Below are 14087 nucleotides of genomic sequence, written 5' to 3' on the forward strand. Positions count from 1 at the left end.
CCTACTGATCGGCCAAGGCGGTGCGGACCGGCGCGAGGTCGCCCATCGCCACCGCATAATCGCCAAGCGCGCGCCACACGTTGAGCTTGGCGATCGCTTCCTGGGCTTCGGCCTGCGCAAGCGCGGCCTCGGCGACCGTTACGTCCACGGCACTCGCCAATCCCGACTGGAAACGCGCCCGCTGCTGGACCTCGGCCGTTTGCGCAGCCTGAAGTTCGGCAGGCGTGATCCTGGCGATGGCGATGGCGGCGACCAGTGCAGCGCGCGTTTGCTGCTGTCGTTCTGTGATCAGTCGCAAGGTTTCGTCGTAGCGATCCCGTTCCGCGCCGAGCGAAGCTCGCTGCGCCTGCTCTTGAGCCCGGATCGTCGGATAGGACCCCAGCGGCAGCGTGATTTGAAGTCCGAGCGCCCAGTTGCTTGTGTTCGGCGTCAGACCTGACGTTCCTCCAGAATATGTTCCGTTGGCATCGCGCCCCGATCCGCGCGTGTAGGCGCTGGCAAGCGCATCGACCGAAGGGGCATAGCTGCGGGAAATCGCGGAGAGGCGAGCTCGTTCTCGATTTACCCGGGCCTGTTCGGCAATCGCTGCGGGATGATCCTTGGCGTATTGAGCCGGTGAGATCAGACTGTCCGGTACGCTCGGAATGGCCGGCGAGGATAGTCGCAGACCATCGACCGATCGGCCAAGCAACCGCGCGAGGGTCGCTTTCTGACTTTCGAGATCCGCTTGCGCCGAGATCAAACGGGTTTGCCCCAAAGCGAGCGCGGCGTCCGCCTGTTGCGCTTCAACGCCGGGCCGCAGCTGGTTGGCAACAAGAACATGCACCGCATTGCTGAAGGTTTGCAGTCGATCGACATTGGCCTGAGCCGCGGCCACCAACGCGCTGGACGCCAGGGTGTTGAGATAGGCGCCCAATGTGGCCCTGGCGACCTCAAGCCTCGTCAGGTTGAGATCGGCGTCAGCGGCCGCGGCGTTCTGGCGCTCTGCGTCCACCCGCGCCGCGCGCTGGCCCGCGTCGAAAACGCGCCATGACGCGAGAACGCCAGCGGCGCTGTTCCAGTCGCTCCGGCCGGATTCCGGCAGGACGGGTCCGGAAATCGCGGGAAGCGTCGATTGCGGAAGGAGCACACCGGTGATGTTGTTCGCGGTCGCGCGATTGATCTGCGCCAATAGGTTGATTTGCGGTAGGTAGGCGGTTCGCGCGACATCGATCTGCCGCGCCGCAGATAGGCGCTCGTTGAGCGCTGCTTTTATGGCTGGATAATTGGAATCCGCATAGTCCAGCGCCTCTCCCAAAGTGATGACATCGGCGGCGGGCGCAGGCATGCGTTCTTGCGCGCTCAATCCAGAAACCGGCGCGAGAATGAGCGATGCGGCAAATGTGGAGAGCGTCATCGCGCGAGTAATCGTACGAATCACTGGGCGATTCCCGAGAATGAGCAAGTGGAGACGCGTCGGGCTAGAACCCGTCCGCGGCTCGCGGACTTATCCTTTTTTGCGAAATCATCGGCCCTTCGGGTAACAACTATCGCGGATACGCTTGGCAAGCGATCGAGATCATCGGATGAGAGCGAATTGCAAGCAGGCATGACGCGTCCACTGAATAGGCAGGACGCGATACTTCAGCATGTCGCCTCGTGGGGTGATCGCAAGCCCCATGGTTTTCGCTCAGCAAATTTCCACTGACGTGTCAATCATATGGAACGCGTTTTCTCGGTCGCTGGCCCAGCGGCCTGTTCCTGCCCGAACTGAAGACCCTGTTCGTCGCCGCGCTGTGGCTGCTGCGCACCGGCTAACGCGGTTCAGACCTGCGGCATGTGCCCGCCGGTCAGCCCGATCCAGCCCGACACACCCATGTACAGCGCGATCACCAGCATCAACGCGCCCGAAGCGTAGGGCGCGCGGCGCGCGAAGGTGTTGAAGCCCGACCAGCGCTTCTGGATATGGCGCGCTGAGCGAGGCGGCGACGCCGACCAGCACCATCGTGATCGCAAGGCCGACGCTGAACGACAGTACAAGCACGGCACCGAGCGCAAGTTGCTTGAGCTGAAGGCAGAGCAGCAGCACCGTGATCGCCGCCGGACATGGGATCAGGCCGCCGGTCAGTCCGAACAATATGATCTGACCCGTCGACACGCTCCGTCCGCCGAAGCGCCGTTCGATATCGCTGGCATGGGCGCGTTCGTGCGCGTCCATATAACTGCCGTCATCTAGCAATACCCCACTCTCGCCATGGTCGTGATCCTCGGTGAGGGTCAGGTCGTAATCGTGGCTGTGACCGGCATGCCCCAGGCTCAGCCGCGCGGCGAACGCGTGCGGTTCGGGGATTTCGTCGACGCTTTCGAGATAGTCGCCGCGCTCGGCAGCCCGGTCCAAAAAAGACATTCCGCTTTCGGCCCAGCGTCGGGCATATGCGGCCGGCTTCCGCCCCATTCGAGAATGTCCGCTCCTGCCGAATACCGCCATTCAGCACGGCTTCTGTGAATGGCAGCAAAGAGTCCCAGCCTTGGCCAGAAAGACAAAGGCACCTTCTCACGAATTCCGACCGCAAGGGGCCGACGCAGAACCCACCATGGAGCACCTCCGAAGGTAGCGTGGATCCGTCAGGACTTTCGCCGCATTAAGTGCCGGTATCCGCCCCGCGCCATGGCGTGCGCCTCGCGCACCAATCGACGGACACGCGATCGCAGCGAATCCGATTCCCCGCCCCAGTCGCGCGCCACCCGCTCATCGCCGAACAGCGCCGCGCCAATCTCGCGCTGGCTCGCGCCGTCCCTGACAGCATCATGCACCCGTAGCATGTTGATCCAACGGTCGGTGCGAGGATCGCATGGGAACAGTGATCGCGCGAAACGGCGATGCCGGCACAGGTCGAGAAGACGGCGCAGCGGCAGCACCCGGTTCTCTGCGGAAGCCAGTCCGCACAGCCGATAGTGGAGAAGGACCGCCTCCTGGCCGGTCAGCCGACCTTCCTCGATGTCGAGCCGGATATGGTGCCAGCCATCGGACAGGACCACGTGCTCGCGGCCCTCCGCGTCGACCGCCATGGCGAGCCAGGATGAAATCCGGTCGATACGAAGGCTGTCGGGGTCGGACGGGTCGGCGGGCACCGCGGCGACGCCGATCGTTTCGGGATCGAGATCGGCATGCCAGATGATCCGGGCCGCGGGTGCTGCGCGGTCCGGCTGCTCGGCGAAAGTGAAGCCCCCATTGAAGCGGATCCTGGGCCACCCCGCGCGTGGCGGTACTCGCGCGCACGTGCCAGGCAATATAGTCGGGATCACGGCGCAGCCATTCCCACATGAGTCCCGCGCGGTCGATTCCGCGCAATTGCAGATAGCCCGTCGCCTTGCGCCAGTCCGACAAAGGGTATTCCCCGGCGGAATCGCTCACCGGCGGGCTCCGGCTGGCCGTAATCTGTCGCCACAAAGAGCAACCAAAATGGTTGTATCGCCTGAGGCTTTACGCGGTGTGCACCTTGATCCCGATAATCTGCCACTTTTGTGTCCAAAGTCTCTGTGATATTGCGCTTTTATTACTGGAGTCGCCCCGCGACGGCCTGAGAACCCGTCGTTTGGCCTGTACGAACGGGAAAGGGCGACCGTCGGGTATCCGGTGGCTTGAGACGCCGCCCGCGGTCGCAATGCTGGACGATGCGCCTTCACGCACTGGCGACGCATTTCATGCATGTCGTCGAAGCGGTCGGAAGCGCCGATGATCTCGCCTTGGCGATGGCCGCGATAACGGCCGAGATCGGCTTCCAATATTTCGCGCTGACGCACCATGTCGACATCGTCGCGGCGAGCGGCAACGCGATCCGGCTGCACAATTACCCCGCGCAATGGGCCGACTATTATGACGGCAACGCACTTGGCGTCAGCGATCCGGTGCACCGCGCGAGCCATGTGACCAGCGCGGGATTTTGCTGGTCGCGCATGCCCTTCATGATCCCGCTGACGGCGGCCGACCAGCGCATGCTGGCGCTTGGGCGTGACCAGGGAATCGGCGACGGCTTCACGGTGCCCGCGAATGTCCCGGGCGAGGCGCGCGGGTCGTGCTCGTTCGCCAACCAGGCGGGACGGCCCATGCCCGACACGAACCTGCCGCTCGCCCAGCTCGCCGGCAACTTCGCCTTCGAGGCGGCCCGGCGCCTGTGGAGCAAGCGCGGCCATCTGCCGGTGCCGCAGCCGCGGGTCCTGACCGACCGCCAGCGCGACTGCCTGCTGTGGGTCGCCCGAGGAAAGGGCGACTGGGAGATCGCCATCATCCTGGGCATCAGCGAGGAGACGGTCGCCCGCCATGTCAGGGACGCCTGCGAACGCTACGGAGTGAACAAGCGGACATTGCTGGTGATCCGGGCACTGTTCGACGGAACTCTGACCTTCACCGATCTCTTCCGCCGCTGATATACCCCTTTTCCAGTATAGCGGCGCAGCCGGCTTCTCGCTGACCCTTGGCCGATAACGGTCAGGGAGCCAGACCCATGCTGCATGTCCTTCAATCCGCCGCGCGCCCGGCATCTGACGCGGTCCTCCGGGCGATGTTCGCCGCTCGCAAGTCGGTCTTCGTCGACCTGCTCAAATGGGACGTTCCCGTCCTCGACGGCGCCTATGAGGTCGACCAGTTCGACGACGTCCACGCCACCTATCTGATCCTCGCCGAGCCGGACGGCACGCATCTCGGTTCGGCCCGATTGCTGCCGACGACCCGGCCGCACATCCTCGACAGCTTCTATGCCGATCTGTGCGAGGATGCTCCGCCCCGCGACGCCGATATTTTCGAGATCACCCGCTTCTGCCTCGATCGCCGGCTGTGCGCGCACGAGCGACGCCAGGTTCGCGACACGCTGGTGAGCGCGCTCGTCGACCATGCGCTTGCGACGGGCGTCGCGGCCTATAGCGCGATCGCCGAGATGGGCTGGTTCCAGCAGATCCTCGCCTTTGGCTGGCGCTGCATGCCGCTCGGGCTTCCGCGCGTCATCGACGGCACGATGCTGGCGGCGCTCCGCATCGAGATCACGCCGGAAACGCCGAGCCTGCTTGAGTCCGGACGTGCCACGGCAGCCGCGCTGCGCGTCGACCGACGCGTTGCGGCCTGACGAGCGGAGACGGAGCATGACCGACACCCTCGACCTTTCGAACGAGATCGTGCGCCACGCCGCCGACCTCCTTGCCGATGGCTATTGCATTATCCCTGGCGCGCTGGCGCCGGCGACGATCGGCGCGCTCGATGACGACCTCGCCGACGGTTTCGCCCGCACGCCGTTCGGTCAGGGCGGCTTCTACGGCACGACGACGAAGCGGTTCGGCCGCCTTCTCATCCGGTCGCCCCGCGCGGCGGCGCTGGTTCAACATCGTTTGATTCTCGGTATCGTCGAGGCGGTGCTGTCCCCCTGGTGCGACCGGATCCAGCTCAACACCACCCAGGCGATCGCCGTGCATCCCGGCGCCCCGGCGCAGCTTCCCCACCGCGACCAGGATATGTGGCGCGGGCCGGTCGGCGAGATAGAATATCTCGTCAACGTGATGTGGCCGCTGACGCCCTTCACGTGCGACAATGGCGCGACAATCGTGTGGCCGCGGAGCCACGGCTCCAGCGCGCTCAAGCCTGAGCCGGACGAGTCGCCGCTCGCGGCCGAGATGGCACCGGGCGCGGCGCTCATTTTCCTCGGCTCGACCCTGCATGGTGCCGGCGCCAATCTGACGGGCGCAGTGCGGCGCGGTCTGGTTGTCGGTTATTCGCTCGGCTGGCTCAAGCCCTATGAGAACCAATGGCTCGCCTATCCGCCCGAGGTCGCGCGCCATTTTGCGCCGGAGCTGGCCGCGCTGGTCGGCTATCGCCAGCATCGTCCCAATCTCGGCAATTATGAAGGCCAGTGTCCGTCGGTGCTGCTCGGCGATGGAGCCGACCGCCCGCTCGGCGCGATCGACGCACTCCGCCCGGATCAGCAGGCGATGGTCGAGGCTTATGAACAAGAACGGCGAGCGGTGTCGTGAACTCGGGCGCAACCGCCGAGCGCGTCCATGAGGCACTGAAGCGCCGCATCATGGGCCGGGAATTCCGGCCGGGCGACCGGCTCGACCCGGCGGTGCTGGCGGCACCATTGGCGTCGAGCGTGACCCCGGTACGTGACGCGCTCCACCTGCTGACCGGAGAGGGACTGGTCGAGACCCGCACCAGCGGCGGCTTCCACATTCCCGCGCTCGACGAGCCGGCGCTGAAGGACCTCTATGACTGGTCGGCGGAACTGCTTGCGCTCGCCATCCGTGGATGGCCGCGCCCAGAGACCGCGACCGCCGAGCCCGGCGGTCAGGACGATCGATCGATTGCCGATCGCACCGCGGCGATATTTCTGTCCATCGTCCGGCGTTCGCCAAATGGCGAGCACCGAGGCGCTGTTGATCGTCTCAACGCACGCCTGCACGCGATCCGGACCGTTGAACCGCACGTACTCGACCAGGTGGATGAGGAACTCGCCGCAGTGGCATCGGCAGTAGCCGAGGGCGCGCGCGACACGCTCCGCCGCCTCAGCACGTCCTATCACCGCCGCCGCCGCCGCGCCGCAGCCGATATCGTGCGCGCCGTGTACCGCGCCGACTGAAGGACGACCGCCCCGGTGCGTCAAACAAACTCGATATAGAATCCGTATAAAGTTCGGATAGCCGACCGCGCTCCATAGACTGCCATGGCTGCATTTCGCAGCATGACAGAAGGAGTGCATCATGGAACGCGAAGACGACGTGATCGAACTCGGCACCGCGAGCGTCGAGACCAAGGGCGGCGCAGGCCTGGTCATCGATGCCAAGAACGGCCAGCAGCCGTTCGGCATCGCTGACGACTGACCCTGTTGACGCGCGGTCCCGTCCGGGGCCGCGCGTCGATCAGCAAGATCCAGCCATGCACCTCGCCCTGCGAACCGGCATTTCCTTCTGCTGCGTCGATGGGCGCCTGCTATTCCTGGACGTAATCGCCGATCGCTATTTCTGCCTGTCGGAACCCGCCGAGAAATGCTTTCTCGGGCTCGTCGAGGCCGGCGGCAGGGTCGCTGACCGCGAGGATGCGCTCGATTCGCTCATCTCACGCGGCATGCTCGTCGAGGCGCCCGTTCCGCTCAAGCCATGCACGCTCCCAGCGCTTCCCGAGGAGAGCGTGCTCGACCAGCCGCTGCCGCGCGGAAGCTTGCGGCAAGCGGTCGGAGCCCTGGGTCGTCTTACGGCGGTCCAACTGCGCCTGAAGATCGCCGGGCTGGCGCGAACCCTGTTCGCGATCAGCGTGATGAAGGCGCGCCTGGAGCCGGTTAGGGGCAACCAGGACATGCTGCTCTGCCGGACAATGGCCGGCTTCGGTCGGGCAACCGGGATCGCGACGATCCTCGACAACTGCCTTGGCCAGTCGATCGCGATTGCCCACGACATGCTGGCGCGCGGGCTCAGGCCGGACGTCGTGCTGGGCGTGCGGCTCGGTCCGTTCAATGCCCATTGCTGGGTCCAGTGCGAGAACCGCCTGGTCAACGACCGCTTCGACATGGTTCGTACCTTCACGCCGATCCTCGTGATCTGATGCACGCGCGCTTCCTCGCCGTCATTCGCCTCGCTGGGCCGGACGCGGGGGTGGTCGAACGGCCGGACAGTGCGGCAGCGACCGCCGAGCCGCTTCCGGTTCTGGTCCGCGGCGACCGTCTCACGGTCTCGAGCAACTTCGGAATGGCTGGTCCCGACACAGCCGGAGAGGCGGTCGTCGGCGAACTCTTCGGCCGCGGCAGCACGCAACCCGCGCATGCGCTCACGGAAACCGAATGGACCGGCATCCGCCAGTCGCGCGGGCTGGCCCTCGTCGAACGATATTGGGGTGCCTATGTCGCGTTCATCGTCGGCGACGGCGAGGTGAGCATCTTGCGCGCGCCGCTTGGCGACGTGGGATGCTATTATGCGCAGTCCGGCGACATGCTGATCGTCGCATCCGATCTTGCATTGCTCCTCGCCGCGTCCGGTCGGGCGCGGCGCATCAGCATGCCGGCGCTGGCGCGCCATATCGCCTATCCGGAGTGGCGGTCGGGGGAAACCTGCATCGATGGCGTCGGTGAGCTTCGCGGCGGAGACCGGCTTACCGTCTCGGCGGCCGGCATGCGCTGCGAGACCTTGTGGTCGCCCTGGGCATTCGTCGCGGACGAACGGATGATCGACGATTCCGACGAAGCCGCGCGGGCAATCAGGAACGCGGTCCACCTTGGGGTCCGCGCGCGCGCCGCCTCCCAGGACCGTAGCCTGCTCCTGCTGTCCGGTGGCCTGGATTCTGCGATCGTGGCGGCAAGCCTGGCCCGTATCGGTGCGGACTTTGCCTGCCTCAACCTTGTCGGCGACGACCCCGCCAGCGACGAGCAGCATTATGCCGGCCAGGTCGCCGATTCCGTCGGTGCCAGGCGGCTGACGCGGCGGTTCGAACTGGAGCGGATCGACGTGCGGCGATCCGGCGCCGCGCACATGCCCTATCCCGTCCATCGCTGCTTTACCCAGGCGCAGGACAGCATGGCGATGGAGGTCGCCAACGAGGAGGGCGCCCAGGCCATTCTCGACGGCGGCGGCGGCGACAATGTCTTCTTCGCCTCGCGCACGGTCACAATTCTTGCGGATTGCCTGATCGCGGGTGGCTTCGATCGACGCTTCTGGGCCGCGACCCGGGCGCTCGGCGACCTTGGCCAGACGGGCATGCTCGCGCTCGCGCGCAAGGCCGCCTACCGTGCGTGGTTTCGATCGTGGGCGCCGCGGCTGGCGGCGGGGACGGCTTTCCTGACCAGGGCAGCCAGGGCAGCCGTCGCGGAAGGGGCTCCGCACCCCTGGTTCCTGCCGCCGCCACGAATTCTGCCGGGCCGCGCGAGCCACGCGGCGCTGCTCGTACCGGCCCAAAATCTCGCGGAGGCGATCAACGCCCAGGCGCCGGCGCAGGCGATTTCACCCCTGATCACCCAGCCGGTGGCCGAGGCATGCCTGCGCGTACCGAGCTGGCTGTGGCTGGCGCCGGGCCAGGACCGGGCCGCTGCGCGCCATGCGTTCCAGTCCGCCCTGCCACAAGCGATCATCCATCGACGCTCGAAGGGGACGCCGACCAGTTTCGTTGCGACGATCTTCGACCGGAACCGCCCGGCCATCCGCGACATGCTGCTCGGCGGAAGGCTCGCGGCGCTCGGAATCCTCGATGTGAACGCGGTCGAACGGGCGCTGGATATCGCCGGACCCGTCCGTGACCTTCGCTTCGTGCGGATCATGGAACTGGTCGACGCCGAGGCCTGGGCCAGCGCGCAGGGCTAGCGGGTCGGGCGCGGTTGCGGCGTGCTCCGGGCAGGCGACCGCAGCGCGCGCCAGCGGGCATATTGGGCGGCCTTGGCGGGGTCGGAATCTTCCTCGTGCTGCAACCAGAAGGAGAACCAGTCGAGATTGCGCTCGTAGACGGCCCGGCGATGCACAGGCTGCCATTTCACATGATATTCGTCGGGATAGACGTACATTTCCACCGGCTTGCGCTGCTCGCGCAGCGCGCTGAACGCTTCGAGCGCAAGCCGAAACTCATTGTCCGCAAGCTGCAAAAGAAGCGGCGTGTCGATCCGTGCGGCATTCTGGGCAAGCGACGTTTCGCGCCAGAAGGCGCGATTGTTGGCGGTTGCCGGCGGATAGCCCATGCCACGCAGCCAGTCGGCCCAGGCGATGCCGCCATAGGTTGCGGTCGTGTTGGGCTCCATGCAGCAGGTGCTCATGGCGGCAGCGGCGAAGGTGCGCGCATTGATCAGCGCGAAAGCCGCGGTCGACGCACCGTCGCTGAGGCCGGTGATTCCGACCCGCGCGGGATCGGCGAAGCCGCGATCGACGGCGAGGCTGACTCCGGTCAGGACAGAAGACAGGAGGCTGCGTCGCTCACCCCAATTCTTCTGGTTGGCGGCATTGATGTCGTACCATGTCTTCAATTTGGGAAACGCTGCGGCGAAGAAGGTCGGGCGCTCGGTACTGAGGACGGCGAACCCGCGCTCGGCCAGGAGGTAGATCGGGTAGTCATCCCCGGTCCCGCCGCGAAGAAAGCCGTCGCTGTGATACTGGACGACGACCATCGGCAGCTTCGTGCCGGCACGATAGTCCGGCGGCAGGACAAGGTCGCCCCACGCTTCGAGACCGAGATCGTTGCGCCATCGCAGCCGGACGACCTGCCCGAGCCGGATGCCCGCAAATTCGGGGTTCGGGTCGAAAATCTCGCGAACCGCGCCGGTCGTCACGTCGATCGTCACCACCCGGCGCGGTGTCACGCTATTCTCCCGCGTGCAGACCAGCGCGGTGGTCGCCTTCACGCAGCCGTGAAGAACGTCGTCGGTCCGCAGCACGGTCACGGGCGCCCGGGCGTCGACCGACCAGCGGTAGAGCGCGGTGTCACCCTTGTCCCAGCCCTCGCGCCGCAGGAACAGCACCGCATCGCCGTCCCACCAGATGGAGAGGGCGCCGCCGGCACATGCGGCGGCGGGGCACTGCATCGTCTCGCCGTTATGCCCGGACGCCATCAGTCTTGCGGGCGCCAAGGGCGACGAAACCGCGCGCTCGGCCCATGCCCTGCGACCGTCGGCCGCGACCGCCACGGGGTCGGCGGGCAGATCGGGCGCGACGGCCGCCCGAAGCGCGGCACGATCGACGGAATCGGCCGCCATGGTCCGTCCGGACTGGACCTCCACTGCAACGACATCCAGTTCGTCGGTCGCTGGTGTCAGCGGCCGTGCCGAGATTTCCGGCGAAACGCGCCTGTCGTAAAGCCATCCGGCCTCGCCTTCGCGGTCGATCGCCGCGTCCGCGGCGGCCCCGTCCCGACGGCTGGCGAAGAGCAGGCGCGCGCCGTCCTGGCTCCAGGCGAGCACATCAACGTCAATGCTTGAACGGGAAACAGCGCGCGTGCCGCTGCCATCGGCATTGGCCACCCATACCTGGGTCACGCCATTGTCCCGGCGCAGATAGGCGAGCGCTCGTCCATCCGGCGACCATTTGGGAACGATCGTCTGGGTCGCCCCGCTCGGTAGATAGAATCCGCGCTGGACGTCGAGGATCTTGATGAGTTCGCCGCCACGATCGAGCACTGCCGGCGGCCCGGGCGCCCGGAGCTCGTTCACGACCAGCGCTCGGCAATAGCCGTTGGTGGCAAGGTCCGCGCGATTGATGATGTAGGCCACGCGGCTGCCGTCGGGCGAGACCGCGAACGGGCTCGGACCCGCATAGGATGCGGAATCCGGATCGCCGATATCGCGCAGTCCGATCAGGTCGACCGCCGTGATCGGGCGCTTCGCCCCCGTTTCCGGCGTCGGCGCCGGGATGATATCGTCGCATCGCGCGTGCGCGACCGCCGGGAACGCCAGCAGGATCGCGAAAGCGGACATCGTGCGCACTCCGGATAGCCTCACCATTTCTTGGTCAGCCCGAAGGCGATCAGGCGTCCGACCGGTGAATAGTTGGTGGAGTCGTAGGGTGTGTCATAGGGGATCGACGTGGCGATCGGGTCGGGCTTGGCGTTGAACAGATTCTGGACCGAAAGCGTCACCTCGATGCCGCGCAGGGCGGACGACGCCGCTTCCACTCGGTAGCGCACCGTCAGGTCGACCGTCGTCATCGCGCCGACCCGGACCGCCGGGCTGGAGCGGACATCGCTGACGCCGCCCGTATAGTTTCCGTTGGCCGTCAGCGTCAGCGGCCCGCCGGTCCAGCCGATGCCCGCCTGGCCTCGCCAATGCGGCGGATTGAAGATCACGCCGGCGAGCGGCGATACGGGCTGGCCGGCGCTTAGCTGCTGGTCGCTGGTCAGATAGGCAATGTCGGCCGACAATCGGAGCTGCTGGCCGTTTGCGATCGACGCGGTGTAGCTGGCGAGGACGTCCACGCCCCGCGCGGTCTGGCGGCCGGCATTGACGTTGGCGTCGTCGACGATCGCGATCACATTGGCCGGATCATAAGGCACGCCGGTGATGTTGAGGAACGTGCCCGCGCTCGCGATCGCCGCGGCCTGGGCGCTGGCGCTCGGGTTGAGAATGATCTGGTCCCGGTAGATCGGATTGCTCAGCGCCTGCTGGGTGAGCGTGATCGGCGCGACGATGCGGTTCCGATAGGCGACATTGAAATAGCTGATCTCAAGGCTTGCCCCGGCCAGTGATCGGGGATGAAGCGCCACGGTCGCCGACCAGGTCGTTGCGCGTTCGGGCTTGAGATCGGGATTGCCGCCCAGGATCAGGATGGCGCCGGCGGTCGCGGGCACGCCGGTCGCGCCCAGCGCCGCAGGCGGGAACAGATACACGGCGCGCGGCTGATATTGCTGGTAGAGTGTCGGTGCCCGGAAGGACTTGCCCCAGCTGCCCTTGATCGCGATGTCCGGGCTCAGCGCCCAGGAAAGCCCCAGCTTGGGCGTGGCGACCTCGCCGATGCCCGGATAGCGCTCGTAGCGGACAGCCGCGCTGAGATCGATGCGGTTGGCGAAGCGCAGGTTCTGGTCCGGGCCGATCAGGGGAAGGTTGAGTTCGCCGAATGCGAAATGACTGGCCTGCGAGTGCGCGGTATTGACCGCGCTGCCCGCGCCGACAAAGCGTCGGAAGCCGATGTCGCGATAGCCCGCGCCCAGCGCGAGCTTCGCGATCCCGCCGGGAAGCCGGAACAGGTCGCCATCGCCGTCGATCTCGATCGACTTGGCGGTATTGCGATAGAAACTGTTCCCGGAGTCAGAGCATGCGGCGAACGCGCATTCGACCTGATGATAGTCGACCCGCTCCTTGCCGTAGGTGCCCGTCAGCGCGATCCGCCAGTTGCCGGGGAGTTGAAGCTTTAGTGACGGGGCGATGCCAAAGGACTTGTCGACCGAGGAGAAGGTCGCCTTGCCTTCGTCGAGATTGCCGCCCGCGACTGTCGGAAAGGTGAGGTCGCTCCAGCGAATATTGTAGAGACCGTCGATCTCGAAGGAGAGGCCCCCGCCAAGCGCCTGGTGCGCGCTCGCGAGGACACTGTGGTGGCGCAACGCCGGGAACAGGTCGAGGCCCGGCGAGCGATTGGCGGCATAAGAGCGCTGGCTCGCCCGGATTGCGGTGTTGCTGCCATATTCATACGCCGCGATCAGCCCGCCGCTCGACCATGTCCTGCCCGCGACCGCGCCATACTGCTGCTGAAAATCTCCGCCGTCGGTCGTGGCCGCGAGGCGCGCGCTGGTTTCCAGCCCGTCATAATCGCGCCGCAGGATGATGTTGGCGACGCCGGCGACCGCGTCCGAGCCATAGATTGCCGACGCGCCGTCGGGCACGATTTCGATGCGGTCGACGGCACTCGCCGGGATGCCCGACACGTCGACGCTCTGCTTGACCGCCGTATAGGCCAGTCGATGGCCGTTGAGCAGGGTAAGCGTCGCGTCGCTGCCGAGGCCGCGCAGATTGACTGACGAGCCGCCGCCAACATCCACTCCGCTGGCGGTCGGCACGTTCATGCCGAGGCCCGGATTCTGTCCTCCGCCGAAGCTCTGCGGAATCCGGCGCACGACTTCGCCCAGGCCGGCCTGTCCCGAATCCCGGATATCCTCCGCGCTCAGCCGAATGACCGGGGAGGCGACCGACGAGCCGCGGATGCGGCTTCCTGTCACGACGATGTCCGATCCATCGGAAACGGCTGCCGCGTCCTGGGGATCGACCGAGGAATTCCGCTCGATGATCAGGCCATCGGCCACGGCACGCTGCTGCAGGCCAGACCCGGAAAGCAGGAATGCGACGGCATCCTCCACCGTGAAATCGCCATCGAGCGCCGGCGCGCGCTTGCCCTTCACGAGGTTCGCCGGGGCGACGATGCTGCGGCCGGAGGCGATCGCGACCGCGCGCAGCGACGCTGCCAGCGGCTGCGACGGAAGTTGGTAGCTGTGCCGTTCGACTTCGCTGGCCTGGGCGGCCCCCGCTCCCAGAATGACCGCTGCCACGCTCGTCGACATCGAGGCGGCAATCACCGCATAGCGCAATATCCCCATTACGAACTCCCCTTGCGACACACCGACGCGGCATCGCTTGGGGACCTCGACAACTGAGGCGCGTTCTACCCTGGGATTTTTT

General features: G+C 66.4%; 12 protein-coding genes. 7 read left to right on the plus strand and 5 right to left on the minus strand.

Features of this window, described 5'->3' with window-relative positions; translation table 11 throughout:
* Nucleotide 1 precedes the first annotated feature (1 nt).
* The 3 genes from FFS35_RS00470 to FFS35_RS00480 form a co-directional block, all read right to left on the minus strand.
* Entirely contained in the window at nucleotides 2-1420 is a 1419-nt protein-coding gene (locus tag FFS35_RS00470) for a TolC family protein (protein ID WP_137785154.1), read from the minus strand.
* Nucleotides 1421-1669: 249 nt separating this feature from the next.
* Nucleotides 1670-2386, minus strand: a complete 717-nt coding sequence (locus FFS35_RS00475) for a sulfite exporter TauE/SafE family protein (RefSeq protein WP_283214495.1) — start codon at nucleotides 2384-2386, stop codon at nucleotides 1670-1672.
* A gap of 218 nt (nucleotides 2387-2604) precedes the next feature.
* A complete protein-coding gene (locus FFS35_RS00480; RefSeq protein WP_137785155.1) occupies nucleotides 2605-3111 on the minus strand; it encodes a DUF2285 domain-containing protein in 507 nt (168 codons plus the stop codon).
* A gap of 543 nt (nucleotides 3112-3654) precedes the next feature.
* Here FFS35_RS00480 and FFS35_RS00485 point away from each other — a divergent pair.
* The 7 genes from FFS35_RS00485 (at nucleotide 3655) to FFS35_RS00515 (ending at nucleotide 9306) form a co-directional block, all read left to right on the plus strand.
* Nucleotides 3655-4407: a LuxR family transcriptional regulator gene (locus FFS35_RS00485; RefSeq protein WP_171007450.1), complete on the plus strand. Its 753-nt coding sequence runs from the start codon at nucleotides 3655-3657 to the stop codon at nucleotides 4405-4407.
* A 77-nt stretch (nucleotides 4408-4484) separates the two neighbouring features.
* Nucleotides 4485-5099: an acyl-homoserine-lactone synthase gene (locus FFS35_RS00490; protein WP_137785156.1), complete on the plus strand. Its 615-nt coding sequence runs from the start codon at nucleotides 4485-4487 to the stop codon at nucleotides 5097-5099.
* 16 nt (nucleotides 5100-5115) lie between these two features.
* Nucleotides 5116-5997 carry a phytanoyl-CoA dioxygenase family protein gene (locus FFS35_RS00495; protein WP_137785157.1) on the plus strand — a complete coding sequence of 294 codons (882 nt, stop codon included), beginning with the start codon at nucleotides 5116-5118 and terminating at the stop codon, nucleotides 5995-5997.
* Nucleotides 5994-6602 carry a GntR family transcriptional regulator gene (locus FFS35_RS00500; RefSeq protein ID WP_137785158.1) on the plus strand — a complete coding sequence of 203 codons (609 nt, stop codon included), beginning with the start codon at nucleotides 5994-5996 and terminating at the stop codon, nucleotides 6600-6602. Before FFS35_RS00495 ends, FFS35_RS00500 begins: the two co-directional genes overlap by 4 nt.
* Nucleotides 6603-6723: 121 nt before the next feature.
* Nucleotides 6724-6843 (plus strand): benenodin family lasso peptide, encoded by a 120-nt coding sequence (locus FFS35_RS00505; RefSeq protein WP_137785159.1) that lies wholly within the window; start codon nucleotides 6724-6726, stop codon nucleotides 6841-6843.
* A 55-nt stretch (nucleotides 6844-6898) separates the two neighbouring features.
* On the plus strand, nucleotides 6899-7561 hold the full coding sequence (locus FFS35_RS00510) for a lasso peptide biosynthesis B2 protein (RefSeq protein WP_171007451.1): 663 nt from the start codon (nucleotides 6899-6901) through the stop codon (nucleotides 7559-7561).
* Complete coding sequence (locus FFS35_RS00515; protein WP_137785161.1) at nucleotides 7561-9306, plus strand: asparagine synthetase B family protein; 1746 nt, start codon at nucleotides 7561-7563, stop codon at nucleotides 9304-9306. Before FFS35_RS00510 ends, FFS35_RS00515 begins: the two co-directional genes overlap by 1 nt.
* On the opposite strand, the gene FFS35_RS00520 is transcribed toward FFS35_RS00515, so the two are convergent.
* Nucleotides 9303-11399, minus strand: a complete 2097-nt coding sequence (locus tag FFS35_RS00520) for an Atxe2 family lasso peptide isopeptidase (RefSeq protein WP_171007452.1) — start codon at nucleotides 11397-11399, stop codon at nucleotides 9303-9305. The genes FFS35_RS00515 and FFS35_RS00520 overlap by 4 nt on opposite strands.
* 20 nt (nucleotides 11400-11419) lie before the next feature.
* Nucleotides 11420-14005: a TonB-dependent receptor gene (locus FFS35_RS00525; RefSeq protein ID WP_249341364.1), complete on the minus strand. Its 2586-nt coding sequence runs from the start codon at nucleotides 14003-14005 to the stop codon at nucleotides 11420-11422.
* Nucleotides 14006-14087: the final 82 nt, after the last annotated feature.

This window comes from Sphingomonas sp. 3P27F8 (genome assembly GCF_005502745.1).
Classification (GTDB): Bacteria; Pseudomonadota; Alphaproteobacteria; order Sphingomonadales; family Sphingomonadaceae; genus Sphingomonas.